14 protein-coding genes are annotated in these 15131 nt (G+C 68.1%); 10 read left to right on the top strand and 4 right to left on the bottom strand.

What is annotated here, in order from left to right; genetic code table 11:
* The first annotated feature begins 81 nt into the window (after positions 1–81).
* Positions 82–1392, top strand: a complete 1311-nt coding sequence (locus AC0Z36_RS05900) for a sensor histidine kinase (protein WP_485461618.1) — start codon at positions 82–84, stop codon at positions 1390–1392.
* Positions 1344–1988: a response regulator gene (locus AC0Z36_RS05895; RefSeq protein ID WP_485461617.1), complete on the top strand. Its 645-nt coding sequence runs from the start codon at positions 1344–1346 to the stop codon at positions 1986–1988. Before AC0Z36_RS05900 ends, AC0Z36_RS05895 begins: the two co-directional genes overlap by 49 nt.
* Before the next feature lie 153 nt (positions 1989–2141).
* Here AC0Z36_RS05895 and AC0Z36_RS05890 read toward each other — a convergent pair whose 3' ends face one another.
* Together AC0Z36_RS05890 and AC0Z36_RS05885 are read right to left on the bottom strand one after the other, a co-directional pair.
* Positions 2142–2435: a hypothetical protein gene (locus AC0Z36_RS05890; RefSeq protein ID WP_485461616.1), complete on the bottom strand. Its 294-nt coding sequence runs from the start codon at positions 2433–2435 to the stop codon at positions 2142–2144.
* 25 nt (positions 2436–2460) lie between these two features.
* Positions 2461–2856 (bottom strand): type II toxin-antitoxin system VapC family toxin, encoded by a 396-nt coding sequence (locus AC0Z36_RS05885; protein ID WP_485461615.1) that lies wholly within the window; start codon positions 2854–2856, stop codon positions 2461–2463.
* Positions 2857–3530: 674 nt separating this feature from the next.
* On the opposite strand from AC0Z36_RS05885, the gene AC0Z36_RS05880 reads away from it, so the two are divergent.
* Together AC0Z36_RS05880 and AC0Z36_RS05875 are read left to right on the top strand one after the other, a co-directional pair.
* Positions 3531–4994 carry a M16 family metallopeptidase gene (locus AC0Z36_RS05880; RefSeq protein ID WP_485461614.1) on the top strand — a complete coding sequence of 488 codons (1464 nt, stop codon included), beginning with the start codon at positions 3531–3533 and terminating at the stop codon, positions 4992–4994.
* Entirely contained in the window at positions 4991–6349 is a 1359-nt protein-coding gene (locus AC0Z36_RS05875; RefSeq protein ID WP_485461613.1) for a M16 family metallopeptidase, read from the top strand. Before AC0Z36_RS05880 ends, AC0Z36_RS05875 begins: the two co-directional genes overlap by 4 nt.
* 116 nt (positions 6350–6465) lie before the next feature.
* Here AC0Z36_RS05875 and AC0Z36_RS05870 read toward each other — a convergent pair whose 3' ends face one another.
* On the bottom strand, positions 6466–7467 hold the full coding sequence (locus AC0Z36_RS05870) for an ABC transporter substrate-binding protein (RefSeq protein ID WP_485461612.1): 1002 nt from the start codon (positions 7465–7467) through the stop codon (positions 6466–6468).
* 150 nt (positions 7468–7617) lie between these two features.
* On the opposite strand from AC0Z36_RS05870, the gene AC0Z36_RS05865 reads away from it, so the two are divergent.
* The 6 genes from AC0Z36_RS05865 to AC0Z36_RS05840 all read left to right on the top strand — a co-directional run bounded on the left by AC0Z36_RS05865 (position 7618) and on the right by AC0Z36_RS05840 (position 14427).
* Positions 7618–9768: an iron ABC transporter permease gene (locus tag AC0Z36_RS05865; RefSeq protein ID WP_485461611.1), complete on the top strand. Its 2151-nt coding sequence runs from the start codon at positions 7618–7620 to the stop codon at positions 9766–9768.
* Between the two features lie 44 nt (positions 9769–9812).
* Positions 9813–10943 carry an alpha/beta hydrolase-fold protein gene (locus AC0Z36_RS05860; RefSeq protein WP_485461610.1) on the top strand — a complete coding sequence of 377 codons (1131 nt, stop codon included), beginning with the start codon at positions 9813–9815 and terminating at the stop codon, positions 10941–10943.
* A 120-nt stretch (positions 10944–11063) separates the two neighbouring features.
* Positions 11064–11576, top strand: a complete 513-nt coding sequence (locus AC0Z36_RS05855) for a cell division protein SepF (RefSeq protein WP_485461609.1) — start codon at positions 11064–11066, stop codon at positions 11574–11576.
* A 299-nt stretch (positions 11577–11875) separates the two neighbouring features.
* On the top strand, positions 11876–12991 hold the full coding sequence (locus tag AC0Z36_RS05850) for a YwqJ-related putative deaminase (protein WP_485461608.1): 1116 nt from the start codon (positions 11876–11878) through the stop codon (positions 12989–12991).
* Between the two features lie 21 nt (positions 12992–13012).
* Positions 13013–13945: an SUKH-3 domain-containing protein gene (locus AC0Z36_RS05845; RefSeq protein ID WP_485461607.1), complete on the top strand. Its 933-nt coding sequence runs from the start codon at positions 13013–13015 to the stop codon at positions 13943–13945.
* Positions 13942–14427 carry an SUKH-3 domain-containing protein gene (locus AC0Z36_RS05840; protein WP_485461606.1) on the top strand — a complete coding sequence of 162 codons (486 nt, stop codon included), beginning with the start codon at positions 13942–13944 and terminating at the stop codon, positions 14425–14427. The genes AC0Z36_RS05845 and AC0Z36_RS05840 overlap by 4 nt, the downstream gene beginning before the upstream one ends.
* 12 nt (positions 14428–14439) lie before the next feature.
* Here the strand turns inward: AC0Z36_RS05840 and AC0Z36_RS05835 are convergent, their stop codons facing one another.
* A complete protein-coding gene (locus tag AC0Z36_RS05835) occupies positions 14440–15054 on the bottom strand; it encodes a nucleotidyltransferase family protein (protein ID WP_485461605.1) in 615 nt (204 codons plus the stop codon).
* Between the last annotated feature and the right edge of the window lie 77 nt (positions 15055–15131).

The following is a 15131-nucleotide window of genomic DNA, read 5'->3' as shown; positions in this document are numbered from 1 at the left end:
CGTACCCCTACTCTCCGGGCTTGGCGCCGGACACCAGAATGAATCCCGTACGACTACGACCTCGACGGCGGGACTGTTGCCATGACCCACGGAACGATCAGCGACCGGGCGGCGAGCAGCCCGCTGGCCGCTGCCCGCGGGCTGATGCTCGGGGTCCTGACCCTCGTCGGCGGGATCGTCGGTTTCGTCTTCACGGTGGTGTCGCTCGTCCTGGTGCCGATCGGGGTCGGTGTGTTCCTGCTGCCGGCGGTCACGACGGCCGTACGGGGGCTGCTCAACCTGCGCCGGGAGGCCGCCTGCCGGTGGACCGACGTGCAGATCACCGTCCCGTACCGGACCCTGCCGCCCGGGACCGGCTACGGCGTGATCGGCTGCTGGCAGCGCTGCAAATGGATCATGGGCGACCCGGCGACGTGGCGGGACATGGCCTGGCTGCTGCCCGGGTCCGTCCTCGGCTTCGTGCTCGGCATCCTGCCCGCCGCGCTGCTCCTTGAAGGGCTGGAGGGCATCTTCGTCGTGCCGCTCCTGTGGGAGGGCGGCCTGCTGCCCGCCGAGTACGGCTACCTCGCCGACTGGCCGATCGAAAACCGCGCCGAAGCTTGGTTCGCCGGTCCGCAGGGCGTCGCCGTCCTGCTGCTCGGCCTCTACCTGACGCCGGTCATCTTCCGCTTGCAGGCCCGCTACGACCGCACGCTCCTCGCCCCCACCCGCAAGGCCGAACTGGCCGCCCGCGTGCGGATGCTGACCGAGACCCGGACCGAGGCTGTGGACGCGTCGGCGGCCGAACTGCGCCGCATCGAGCGCGACCTGCACGACGGGGCACAGGCCCGTCTGGTGGCCCTGGGCATGAACCTGGGCCTGGCTGAGGTGCTGTTCAAGAAGGACCCGGAAGCGGCCATGGCCCTGGTGGCGGAGGCCCGCGAGGCCAGCGGCGAAGCCTTGATCGAACTTCGGGACCTCGTACGGGGAATCCACCCGCCCGTGCTGGCCGAACGAGGGCTCGACGGCGCTGTGCGGGCGCTCGCGATGGCCCTGCCGATGCCGGTGGACGTCTGTGTGGACGTCTCCCGGCATGAGGCCCCGCTCGAATCGGCCGCGTACTTCGCCATCGCCGAAGTCCTGACCAACGTGGTGAAGCACAGCGGCGCCACGTCCGCGGCGGTGGACCTGTGGCAGGCGGACGGCGCACTGGGGATCACCGTCACGGACAACGGCCGCGGTGGCGCGGAACTGGGTAAGGGCAGCGGGCTGCCGGGTGTGCAGCGACGGCTGGCGGCCTTCGATGGCACACTCTCGGTGACCAGTCCGCCCGGCGGGCCCACCGTCGTCACCATGGAGTTGCCTTGCGCGTCGTCCTCGCCGAAGACCTCGCCCTCCTGCGGGACGGCCTGATCCGACTGCTGACCGCGTACGACTTCGAAGTCGTCGAAGCCGTCGACAACGGCCCCTCGCTGCTGCGGGCACTGCTGGCGCACCGCCCGGACGTCGCCGTGGTGGACGTCCGGCTGCCGCCGACCTTCACCGATGAGGGCCTGAAGGCCGCGATCGAGGCCCGGCGGCAGGTTCCCGGGCTGCCGGTGCTGGTGCTGTCGCAGCACGTGGAGCCGCTGTACGCACGGGAGTTGCTGTCCGACAGCACCGGCGGCGTCGGCTACCTACTGAAGGACCGGGTGTCCAACGTCGAGCAGTTCGTGGACGCCGTACGCCGCGTCGCCGACGGCGGCACGGCCATGGACCCCACGGTGATCTCGAAGCTCCTCGACCGGCGCGCGCAGGACGAACCCGTGGGGCGGATGACACCGCGCGAGAAGGAAGTCCTGGGGCTGATGGCCGAGGGCCGGTCGAACGCGGCCATCGCGGCGAAGATGTTCGTCACGGAGAAGGCCGTCAGCAAGCACACGAACAGCATCTTCGGGAAGCTCGGGCTGCCGCAGTCGGAGGACGACAACCGGCGGGTGCTGGCGGTGCTGGCCTACTTGAACGCCTGACGGCGCCCGCCGCTCAGGGGCGGGTCCGGTCTTCGACCTACACCGGGTGCTGGTGAATATCGCGAAGTGGCGGGCCTGACTCGGCGTCATCGTTCCTGCGGCGTATGTTCACCGTCGGGAGGCCGCTGGCCTGTGGTCAGCCAGGTCTGCCACTCACTCCCCGAACGCGTGCCTGCGCAGTTCTTCGTCGTCGCTGAGTAGTGTCAGGTTCACCAGATCCCAGAATTCATGATGGTTCGGGTACTGGCGAAGGTCCTGCACCCACAGCTCTGCGTAATCGCGCATCGCGCCGAGAAACTCGTCGACAGCACCGCCGAAGTCAGCACTCTGAGCACTGATCGGCAGACCTGGCGACCAGATGCTTACCGAGGCCTCGCCGATCCGAACCTGGGGATCGATGGGGCACAACGCCCTGAGCGCCTGCTTGAACGATTCCACCTTGACCACGGCCACCTCTGCGTCGCGCTTCAGCTCAGCCTTCAGGTGCGACCACCGTGAGCCCGATGCTCTCCGCACACTCACCCAAGCGCTTGTCGTAGGTGATGAACTCGGAGACGTTTCCGATGAGATGCGCGGTCGCCAGGTGGATGGCGTCCAGGGTGCGAAGCAGGGGATCCTGCCAGGCTCCCGCAGTGGCCAGGACTGTGGCGTCGATCGGCACGCACATCACCTGGTCGAAAACGCGGGGCACTTCTACCAGCGCAGCGGGATCGGCCCGACGTAGGGCCCGGTTGACTTCGGCCTGCGCAAGCGCCGAGGCGACCAGGAGAGCCTCGTCACGCAGAGTGAGGTGTTTGATCAGGGCGTCGGTCTCCTGCTCTGGGTGTGCCAGTTTGATCAATGCGCAGGAATCGAGATAGATCACCACCGTTCCTCCTCACGCATCTCAACGAGAGCGTCGGACGCGCTGATCCCTGCGTCCCCACGGAGAGGTCGACGCAGCGGGCCCTGCACAACGGGACGCTTGACCTTGCCTTCGGCGATCAGGCGGTCAAGCCAGAGGCTGCCGGTGGAAGCGATTCCGGCAGGGATGAGCTCAGCGATGGGCTTGCCGCGTTCTTGGCATCCCGGATTGTTCCTTGGGTGCCGAACAGCGGCGATTTTCCGCGCTGACAGCACACATTCCCTGGCCAGAGCTGGTTTTCAGCGTGCCCAGCAGGTCGATGATGCGACCCCAGGACAATTGAGCAACAGACTGTCGCCTAGTCGAATCCGGCCAAAGCCGGGCGGCTGCGTTCTCGTTCTGATCGACCATGTCAGGACACGTTGCCAGAGCCTTGGATGCGTAACCAGAAAAAAAGGACCATCTTCATTCGATCGAGTGGACTTGGAGCATGGAGTTCCACATTTGTTCCGCGCAGTCGTTCACCACGCCGGTCCAAGCGGCGAACTGGGTGAACAGTCGACGCGGACCTACCCGCCGCGTCGGCGGCCTCCACCAATTTCCGGCATCGGTACAGGGATTACGACGCCAGTGCGTGAAGGTTGGGGTAGAAGACCGACCGGTCCATTCCCACAAAACCCACTGAAGGGAGCCCCTCCTTGTCGAAGGAGAGCCCCACCACGAACGACGGCGCGAACGCGTCCTTCCCCTGGCCCCTCCACCAGACGACGCTGGCCAACGGCCTGCGCGTCGTCGTCTGTCCGGACTCCACCGCGCCCATCGCGACGGTGAACCTCTGGTACGACGTCGGTTCCCGCCACGAGCCGAAGACCAAGACCGGCTTCGCGCACCTCTTCGAGCACCTGATGTTCGAGGGCAGCGCGCACGTGGCCAAGGGCGAGCACATGGCCACGGTCAACAACATCGGCGGCAGCGCGATGAACGCGACCACCTCGCCGGACCGCACCAACTACTTCCAGACGGTCCCCGCGGGGCAGTTGGAGGTGGCCCTGTGGCTTGAGGCCGACCGCATGGCGGGGCTGAACCTCACCCAGGAGAACCTCGACAACCAGCGCGACATCGTCAAGAACGAGCGCCGGCAGAACTACGAGAACCCGCCGTACGGTGACTGGCCCGTGCGCGCGTTCGCGCTGCTGTTCCCCGAAGGGCACCCGTACCACCACACCACCATCGGTTCGATGGAGGACCTTTCGGCGGCGACGCTGGCGGACTTCCAGATCTTCCGGGACACCTACTACGCGCCGGACAACGCGGTGCTGACGGTCGTCGGCGACGTGACGGCCGACGAGGTCGTCGCGCTGGCCGGGAAGTACTTCGGCGGCATCGAGCCGTGCGCGGACATCCCCCCGGCGCCGGACGGCACCGTTCCCGAGCGCATCGGCGCGGAGGTCCGCGAGACGGTCTACGACCCGAAGGTGCCCACCGAACGCCTGTTCATCATCCAGCGGTTCCCCGCCTGGACCGATGAGCGGTTCGCCGCCGCGGAGCTGTTGTCCGTCGCACTCGGCAGCGGTCGCGGGTCGCGGATGTACAAGGCACTCGTCACTGACAGGCAGCTCGCCGAATCATCCGAGTCGTTCTCCTCCGTCTGGGACTTGAACCACGGCGCGTCAGTCATGTTCGGCACCCTCAACCCGCGTGCGGGTGTGGCGGTCGGCGACCTGGCCGACGCGTACTACGCAGTCCTCGACGACGCGTCGGAGACGCTCCTCACAGACGCCGAACTGGGGCGCGCCAAAGCCAGGCTCACCGCCGGGTGGCACTACGGCGTCGCCGGCTACTCGGGCCGCGCGGACCTGATCAACAACTACACGACAGTGCTCGGCTCACCCGACCGGCTGCGCACCTACCTCGACGAGCTGGCGGCGGTCACCGCCGAGGACGTCCGCGCCGTCGCGGAGACCTACCTGCACCCGGACAACCGGATCACGCTGACCTACCTCCCGGTGGCGGACCCCGGGGCCGAAGCCGTGCCGGCCGGCAGCACAGACGGCACAGACCGCACAGACCGCACAGACCGCACGAACAACACGGGCAACACGGGCGGCAGGAACGCCACGGACGCCAAGGACAGCACGGACACCGCGAAGGACGCAGCATGACGACGACCATCGTTTCCGAGCGCCCGGCCGGAAAGCCGTCCCGGCCCTACACGTTCCCGCCGGTCGTCCGGTACTCGGCGCACGGCGGGACCATCGTGGCCGCCGACATGCCCGGCTATCAGATGGCGTACGCCTGCCTGGTCCTGGAAGCCGGCGCGGTCCGTGAGCCGCGGGGCAAGGAGGGTGTCGCCCGCGTCGTGCGGGCGCTCCTGCGCGAGGGCACCACAAAACGTGACGCGGCTGAGTTCTCGCTGGCGCTCGAATCCCTGGGGTGCGGTTGGGGCGGCGGTGTCGGCGCGGAGGTCATGAAGCTCACCGTCAGCGCGCCGGGCGACCGGCTGTCCGAGGCGGTGGCGCTGCTCGCCGAGGCCGTGCGCACGCCGCGCTTCGACGCCGACGACCTCATCCGGGTCCGCCAGGACCTGGTGTCGGGGATGAAGCAGATGCTCAGCAACCCGGGCGTGAAGCCGATCGTCAAACTCCACGAGCTGCTGTACGCGGCCGACAGCCGGTTCTCCATCATGGAACGCGGTTCCGTCGAGGGCTTGGAGGCCGTATCGCTCGACGACGTGCGGGAGTTCCACGCCGAGCGCCTTGCCGCAGGCGGCACCCTGGTGCTCGTCGGCGACCTGGCGACGCTTGACCTGGACGATCTGGCGCGAACCGCGTTCGGTGACACCGCGTCAGACGTCGACGTCTCCGTGCCGTTCGTGGGGGCGAGGGAACGGACCGGGCGGGAGATCATCGTCTTCGACCGTCCGGGTGCCGTGCAGTCGGTGCTCCTGACCGCGCACCACGCCCCGAAGCGGGACGCGGTGGACGCCACCGAGATGTCCGCGGTGTCGCGCATCCTCGGCGGCGGGCACCTGGGGTCGCGGCTGAACCTGAAACTCCGTGAGGAGAAGGGCTACACGTACGGCGCGTCCGGCACGCTGTCCCTGGAGCGCTACACCGGCATGTTCTACACCCAGGCCAATGTGCAGACCGAGGTCACCGCCCCGGCGCTGGCCGACATGCTGGCCGAGGTGGAGAAGATCCACGCCGGGGGCGTCACCGAGGCCGAGGTCACCGACAGTCGTACGGCGATGAACGCCTCACTGCCCATCAAGCTACAGACCCCGGGCGCGGTCGGCCCGCGGCTGGTGGACATCGTCACCTTCGGCCTGGCCGACGACCATGTCACCCAGGAGTACGCCCGCGTCGAGGCCCTGACGAAAGCTCAGCTCGACGCGGTGGCCGCGGCGCGCGTCGAGCCCGGCAACCTGCTGATCCTCATCGAGGGTGACGCCGCAGTGATCCGCGCGGAGATCGAGGCGCTGGACATCGCCCCGGTCACCGTGATCGCAGCGGAGTAGAACCACCACGGAGGAGATCGCCGGGTGACGGTCGCCCGTCATCCGGCAATCTTTTTTGTACGGTTTTCAAGCTCGCAAAGTCCGGCTCAGAACCGGACTCAAAGCCTGACTCGACATCAGGACCCGGCGAGCGCCTTAGTGATGTCCTCCACGACCTTAAGCGCGGCCTTCGGCGCTCCGCGGGTGGACCACACCGTGCCGTCCACGTCGCTCACGTGCCCGGCCTTCGCCGACTCCAGCTGACCGAACGCCGGGTTCTTCTTGATGTCCGCGAGTGCCTTCGCACCGTCCGGTGTCAGGCTGCTGACGAACAGCCAGTCGCCGTCGATCTCCTTCAGCGCTTCCAGGCTGACCGGCGCGGAGTGCGCGGTGCCGTCCTTCTGCTGGGATTCGGGGCGCTGGAGACCGAGGTCCGTGGCGACGGTCGAAGCGAACTGGCCCTTCTCCATCCAGCTCGGGCCCTGCGGGTTCCACCGGACGATGCTGATCTTCGAGGTGGCCCTGGCACCGAGCTTCGCCTTGGCGTCGGCGACCTTCTTGTCGTAGTCGGCCAGGACCGAGTTGGCGTTGTCCATCTTGTTCAGCGCGTTGGCGACGCCCTTGAACGCCAGCTTCCAGTCGTCGGCCGGCGCCATGGTGACCACGACCGCCGGGGTGATCTTCTTCAGTTGGGCGAGCACCGCGGCGTCCTGCATGTCGCCGGCGAGGATCAGGTCGGGCTGTGCGGCGACGACCTTGTCCATCACCGGGCGCAGGAGGTCGCCGACCACCGTCATGCCCTGGATGTCCTTGTCCAGGTACTTCGGCGGGGTGGTCTGGCCCTGCCCGTTGGTGATGCCGACCGGCTTCACACCGAGTGAGACCGCCGAGTCGAGGTCTTCCTGAGTCAGTGTCACGACCCGCTTGGGGTTGGCCGGGACGGTGACCATGGCGCCGGTGGCGTCCTTGATCTGACGGTCGCCCTTCTGGTCGACGGCGGGCGCGCCCGGGGCGGCCGACTTCGCGTCTGCGGCCTTCTTGTCGCCGGATCCGGAATCTGAATCCCCGCAGGCGGTCAGGGAAAGACTGGTGGCCAGCAGGCCGACTGCGGCGATGGTGAGACGGCGACGGGACGACATCAGGGGACTCCGGGGGAAGGCTTGAACAGAACGAGGTCACGCGGAAAGGCGGGTGCCGCGAAGGAGCGCGACAAGGCCGCGGCCGAGCGGGAACAGGCCCGGCCGATTGACCCGAAGTTAGGTTAGCCTTACCTTAGCCGAGTGACGCAAGTGGCCAGCCCGACAATCGACCCGCCGATACCTGGCAACCGGTATCAAAAGCCGCAAAAGACCCGAGCATCCGGCACAAAAGCGCAAGTTCTCACGTACGCGGCCATCGGGCTCCCGATCGTCCTGCTCGCCCTGACCACCGCTTCGATGCTGGTCGGCGCCGGGCACACCGCCCCCGGGCGGATCATCGACTACCTGCTCGACCACTCGGACGCCCGCTCCGACGCCCAACTCCACCTGGTCGTCATGGATCTGCGCCTGCCCCGCACCCTCGCGGGGCTCGGCGTCGGGCTGGCCCTCGGCGCGGCCGGATCAATGCTCCAGGCGGTCACCCGCAACCCCCTCGCGGAGACCGGGCTGCTCGGCATCAACGGCGGTGCCGCGCTGGGTGTCGTCCTGGGCATCACCTACGCCTCGGCCGGTACCCCGTACGCCTATCTGGGCTGGTCGTTCGCCGGCGCGGCACTGGCGGGGACCCTCGTCCTGCTGATCGCCGCCGCCAGGAAGGCCGTCTCGCCACTGCGGCTCATCCTCGCCGGAGCCGCACTGTCCGCCACGTTCGGCGGGGCGACCTCGTACCTCCTGATGCGCGAACCGGCCACGTACGACCAGTACCGCTTCTGGATCCTGGGCTCACTGTCCGGCGTCACCAAGGACGCGACAGTCAAGATGCTGCCGGTCATCGCCGTCGGGCTGATCGTCGCCTTTGTCTGTTCACGGCCCCTCAGCGCCCTCGCCCTGGGCGACGACGCGGCCCGCGCGCTCGGCCACCGGCCCACCGCCACCCGCATCCTGGTCGCCGGTGTGGTCACCGCGCTCACCGCCGCCTCCGTCGCACTGGTCGGCCCGGTGGCTTTCCTCGGCCTGCTCGCCGGGTTCGTCGCCCGCCGGATCGCCGGGCCCCGGACGGTCGCGCAGACAGCGATCGCCGCAGGCGTGGGCGCGACCGTCCTCCTGGCCGCCGACCTGGTCGCCCGGACGGTCACCCGACCGTACGAAAGCCCGGTGGCGGTGTTCATCGCGGTGCTCGGCGGGCCACTGCTGATCGTCATCGCGCGGTCGAAGTCGCTGTTGACGCTGGAGCAGGGCGGGGAACAACGGTCGGGCAAATCGCGTACGGCGGCTCCCGCACAGCCGCGCACTGTGCGGGTGAAAAACCTTTCCTTCCTGGTTGACATCCGTACGATCGTCGTCGGCGTGGCCCTGGCAGTAGCGCTCTGCGCGGCAGTCGCCCTCGCGGTGGTCGCCGGTCAGTCGGCGATGTCCCCGGAACAATCGCTCCGCGCACTGTTCGGCGAGGGAACCGGCGGGCAGGTCCTGCTGATCCAGGACATCCGGCTCCCCCGCATCGTCGCGGGGATCCTCGCCGGGGCCGCGTTCGGCGCGGCCGGCTGCCTCACCCAGGTCCTCGCCCGCAACCGGCTCGCGACGCCCGACCTGCTGGGCGTGAACCACGGCGCGACCGTCATGGTTGTCATCGCCGCCGCCGGAACCACCGCCGGCGGCGTGGGCCTGTGGTGGGCCGGGCCGGCCGGTGCCGCGATCGCCGCACTTGTGGTCCTGCTGATCGCCGGTGGCTCGGGCACCCACGGCTACCGGATCCTGGTCGTCGGCCTCGCCGTGACCACGGTCGCGAGTGCGGTCACCGACGTGGTCATGTCCTGGCAGAGTCTGTCCGCCGCGTCCGCTGTGCAGGCCTGGTCCATCGGCAGTCTCAACGGGCGGGACTACACCTATGCGACACCCGTCGCGTACGGGCTTGTGGTCTGTCTTCCGCTCGCCCTGGTCGCCGGACGCCGGCTGCGACTCCTGCGGCTGGACGAGGACGTCGCCGCCTCGCTCGGCCTGAACGTCCGCCGCGCCCGCGGCCTGGCGCTGCTGCTCGCCGTCGCGCTGGCCGGACTCGCGGTCGGCGTCGCCGGGCCGATCGCGTTCATCGCGATGGCCGCGCCGGTGATCGCCACCCGGCTGACCGGGGAGATCCGGGTGCCCGTCATGGCGTCCGCGCTGGCCGGAGCGCTGCTTGTCACCCTCGCCGACACGCTCGGCCGGGTCGCGGTGGACAACGCGGAGCTGCCGGTGGGTGTGGTGTCTTCGCTGGTCGGCGGGCCTTTCCTGCTGTGGGTTCTGCTGACCGACCGGAAGGCGTGAACGCCTGTGCGATTGGAAACCGAGCGTGAGGACAGAAGCAAGCCATGAACAGCCCCCGCATCGCCGCCGTGACCGCTGACACCGTCCAGGAGTTCAAAGACGAGGTCGGCCGTACGGGAACCCCCCTCGTCGAGCCCGCCGACGACGCGGACCACCGGCTGGTCACCTTTGTCACCTTCGACGAGCCGGACACACTCGTGCTCCTGCACACCGTCACCGACAAGGACCGTGACGATCTGTCACCACATGTGACGGAGGAGATCCCGGGCACGGGCGTCGGATTCCGTACGTACCGGCTGCGCGCCGACCACCGCGCTTCGTACCAACTGCTGCCCGGCATCCGGAAGATCCTCGGCGCCGGCCTCAAAGCGGACCGGGACACCTGGAAATCCGTACTCGCCCAGGCTGTGCCCGACCCGCTGAACCCGGACCGCTTCCCGTCCGTGCGCGCCGGCGAGGGCGAGTCCTCGCTGCTGGAACTGCCCGACGCACCCGTGCCGCCCGGCAGTGACACCCCCAAGCCCGGCATCGTGAACCATATGGAGGTGGCCGGGCGCGAGGTGTGGGTCCACACCCCCGCCACACCGCCGCCGCCCGGGGGGTTCGCCGTACTCGTCCTGCTCGACGGCCAGGTGTGGGCCGAGCACCTCGACTTCGGCCGTGACCTGGACATGCTGGACGCCACCGGCCTCACACCGCCGCTGCTGACCGTGATGGTCTCCGGCGGGGACAGCCGTGGGACGGATTACGCGTGTGAAGACACATACACGACCTTCCTGACTGAAGAACTTCTCCCGTACGTCGGTCAGCGCTTCCCGATCACCAACGACCCCGCCCGCACGGTCATCGCGGGTCAGAGCTTCGGCGGGTTGTGCGCCGCGTTCACCGCCTTCACCGCGCCGCACAGGTTCGGCGCGGCGCTCGTCCAGTCGGGTTCCTTCTGGTGGGAGGACGGCCGGCTGACCGCGCGGATCACCGCGGGGCCCCGGGTCGAGGCTCGCTTCCACGTGCAGGTCGGCCTCCAGGAGTGGATGCTGCTGGACGAGGCCAGGGAATTGCGCGACGCCCTGGAAACGCAGGGATATGAACTGACTTATACAGAGCTCAGTGGCGGCCACGATTACGCCGTCTGGCGCACCGGAATCACCATCGGCCTAGTTGACCTGCTGCGATAGTCACACTTCCGCCCGCGCGTCGCTGCGCTGGGCACGGTGCCGACTGGAATAAAGTTCGGTCGAGTGGAGGGTCATCTCATATCCCGGTCGGGGCCGGGACAGTCGGAGAAGGAGGTGCCCATGGGCGGCGCACTGCGCAAGGCGGGCTCCTGGCTCGGACTCGGCTCCGGGGACGAGGACGATCTCTACCGGGACGGTGCGGGCAGGTACGAAACAGGTACGTACGACGCGGAGTCCGGGACAGGCTGGGTGTACGAGGACGAAGAGCCGGAGGAATCCCGCTCCCGTCCATTGGAGGGTGCTGTGGTGCCGTCGTCTGAGGTGTTCGCAGCACGCGAGCCGGAGCGCCCGACGACGAGCAATATCGCCGTCGTGCATCCGAAGAGTTACCACGAGGCTCGCGCGATAGGCGAGTACTACCGGCGCGACGTGCCGGTGATCATCGACCTGACCGCGATGGACGACAGTGACGCCAAACGCGTCGTCGACTTCGCGTCCGGTCTGACCTTCGGCCGACGCGGTGCCATAGAGCGCATGGCGAAGCGGGTCTTCCTGCTGCTGCCGGCGGACACCGCGATGCTCACCGGGGACCCGTCGCAGCACAACCAGGACGGCTTCTTCAACCAGGCCTGATTGTTCGGGTCTGATCGTTCGGGATCGTCGGTTCTGGATCAATGTCGTACGGCTTCGCCACATCGGTGTATTCGATGAGGCGGAGCCGTTCGGCGTTCCAGGCGAGGACTTCCCCCAGCAGGTGACCTGGCCCACTGACATGTAGTCAGTCGACGCACCAGCCTTTATCCGACGGTAGGTTCGGCAGCGACTTTGTCTCCCGGGGCCCGTGAGCCCGGTGGGACTACGGGGCAGTCGACGTTGTAGAGATCGCGGATGCGGAGCACGATTCCCGGGTGGCTGGACAAGGTCGGTGGCCGGTGAGCAAACACAGCAAGGGCCCGCACGGTCCGCCCAGTTCGGGGCCGCACGACAAACTCACCGGCGTGATCACCGCCAAAGGCGACTTCATGCAGCGGGACAGCATCGGCCAGGCCTTCGCCAAAGCCTTCCAGCCCCTAGCCGACGGCCACAGCCGCGCCGGACAGACCCTCCAGAAGACCGTCGCCAAGACCGGCGACGGACTCAAGGGCAACGCCACCACAATGCGCGGCGGCGAGAAGAAGGCCAAGACCAGGATCGACGCGGTCAAGACACCGGGGACCGGCGGTACGGGGCCGACGGGGCGGACGGGCGGGCCGCCCGGCGGGCCGAGCGGCCCGGCCGGCAACGGCGTCGGGAACAACAAGGGGCCGAACGCCACTTCGGTGCCTGCGGGCGGGAAGCCGGGTCAGGCTCCGTCGCTGAACAAGCCCGTAGGCTCAGCGCCGAAGGGGCCTGGAAAGAAAGGGCCCGGCTCAGGTGGTGGGGGAGGAAATGGCGGCGGCAAACCGCCCGCCCCTGGCGGTCCAGGTCAAAACCCCCGGATCCGCCGGAGTGAAGGCCGAACCGCTGCGCCTGCACACGTCAGTTATGAAGGCCCGACGACGAATCTGGCCGACGATCCCCGGACTCCCCACGAGGTCATGCGGGACACCTCTATGACTCTCGCGGACGACACCCTCGCCGAGGTCACCCTAGATGACACCGTCGGCAGAAAAACCCGGCCTGGAATGGCCGGAGCGCTCAACCACGACGGAGTCGTCACCAGTCACACGTCGATGCGCGGCGGCGCTCCTCCCGACACTCATCCCGTTCTGAAAGAACTTTACGACGAGGTCCCTATAGACCAACAGCGGCGTAGCCACGGCCAATGTGCCGAGGTCCCCCTACTGTCCGACCGGATGTACGCCGCAGACGCACAGCGGGCAATCGACGGGCTTCCCCCAATGACACGCGAGGAAGCCCGGGACCTCCTCAGAGGTGGGGAGATGACAACCCACGCCATCGCCTACGATCACAAGTCGCTGACACCTCACGGTCAGTATGTGGATGCGTGCAAATCCTGCCGCCCAGTCATCGATTACCTTGGCGTCAACCACATTCCCCTTCCATGACGACCCGATAAGGAGCATGCATTGCCTGCTGAACGGTTCCCAGAAGATGTATCGCAAATTCTGCGCGCGGCAGGATGGTTCCCCGGTCGCGATGTCGGCGAAGGTTTCTCCGGTTGGGTCTCTGCGATGGAACAGCAGATGCAGGAGAAGGGGATTCCGGGCGAGGTATTTCCCGCCCTACGGGCCGCTCTGGCCGAATTCGGTGGCCTCTCGGTCGAACTGAACGGCCCGGGGGTGGACGTCGCCCGATGCGACTTTGCCATCGGAGACGTCGAGCCGTGGCTCAACGCCGGTGACACGCAGGAATTCAGGGACTGGCTCGGGGAGTTGACTCTCTGGTTCGGTAGCGCGGCGGACGGCCCCAGCGAACTGATCATGGGCGAAAGCGGAAGGGTCTACCTCTTTCATCCGGTCGGCGGACTCTTCCATCAAGGCAACTCCATGGATGCCACACTCATCGCGCTCGTCCGTGGGGTCAAGGGGGAAAAAGTAGAGATCCCGGAGACTCCCGGTGCTGCCCAAGGACAGGAAGACGCACCAACCACAGTCAACCAGGCGGTCCCCGCGGACTTCCTCCCCGCCACGGCGGGAAGCATGGCATGCGGCGACTACGTATACAGCCACACGAGCGCTAAGGGCGATGGCGAACCCGACCTCCACCCGTTGTTGCAGAGTTTCTTCGACGGTTTGCCTGCCAGATCCCGTGAGCCCGGGATGGGCCGCTGTGCCGAAGCGGTACTCGTCTCCAACATGCTGTGGGAGATGCAGGAGGACTGGGGGGACCGGGTGATGGGCTCCAAGTGGGCTCGCGAGTATTTCCAGCGGTACAACACCGCGGTGACCGTCCGCCGGATCCGCGAAAAGGGCGACCCCACACACGGCACCTACCAACCCCCGTGCCGCGCGTGCGCCGCGATGCTGGACCACTTCGGGATCGAGGCCCACGAAGTATGAGCACCCCCACGCCCCTCAGCATCGGCACCAAACTCGCCCTGTCCGGCTCGGCGCCCGGCGGACGCGACGAAAGCCGGGCCCGGTTCTGGCGATTCCAACTGTCCGCGCACTACTCACGGAGCGGCCAGAGTCACACCGTCCCCTCCGCGGTCGTGGAGATCTGGGCTGTCTACGGCGGAATGCACGTCGAACAGCGCGGCGCGGGTGCGGAGTTCGCGCTCCCGTCCTTCACCGTCGACCCGACCACCGCGCTGCACACCACCGGGTTCTGCGCCGCCTTCGGCAAGCGCCTGGGACACGCGGTAGCGCCGCTCGGGAACCTCCAGGACGGCGCGGCGTTCCTGGTGGCCGACGCGACAGGGCGGGTCTTCTCCGCGGACCACACCGGCGAGTACTTCCTCGGCGTGGATATCAACGCGGCCCTCAACACCCTGGTCGCCGGCAGCGCCATGCCCCGGGTGCGTGAGGACGGCACCTGGTGACCTGAGCGACCGTCAGCCACCGAGTCGCTTCAGGTCACCCTCGTGATCAATGTCGTACGGCTCCGCCACATCGGCGCATTCGATGAGGCGGAGCCGTTCGGCGTTCCGGGCGAGCACGGCCCTGGCGCCCTCGTCGCCGACCGCGTTGTCGCGGACCTCGGGCCACCAGTTCCGCCCGAACAGCACCGGGTGGCCACGCTTCCCGTCGTACGAGGCCGCCAGCAGGTCGTCCGCACCGGTGTGCGCCGCCAGGAGCCGCGCCACCGCCTGCGCCGTCACCCCCGGCATGTCGACCAACGCCACGAGCGCGCCCGTACAGCCGGCTTCTGCCTTGTCAAGCGCCGCGAGGCCCGCACGCAGGGACGAACCCATGCCGGTTTCCCAGCTTTCATTGCGTACGGGATGACAAGCGGTCAGGTCGGCTCTCGCTTCGACTTCACCGGCCGCCGCACCCAGGACGACGTGAACTTCCGCGCAGCCGCCCGCGCGCAGGGTTTCGACGCCGTGCTCGACCAGGGGCCGGCCCTGGTACGGGAGGAGCGCCTTGGGCCGCCCGCCGAGTCGGCGACCGCCGCCGGCGGCGAGGAGGAGTCCGTGGACCTGTGTGGCGGCGTCTTCCTTGTGCATGTCGCCCATCATTCCCGGCAGCCGCACCAGTGGCCAATCTGTGTGATCTGCGCCACTGACACGCAGTCAGACTGTCC

The organism is Kitasatospora sp. UYEF31, assembly GCF_057291755.1.
The sequence above is the reverse complement of the archived record's forward strand: the minus strand, read 5'-3'. Positions and strand labels throughout refer to the sequence as shown.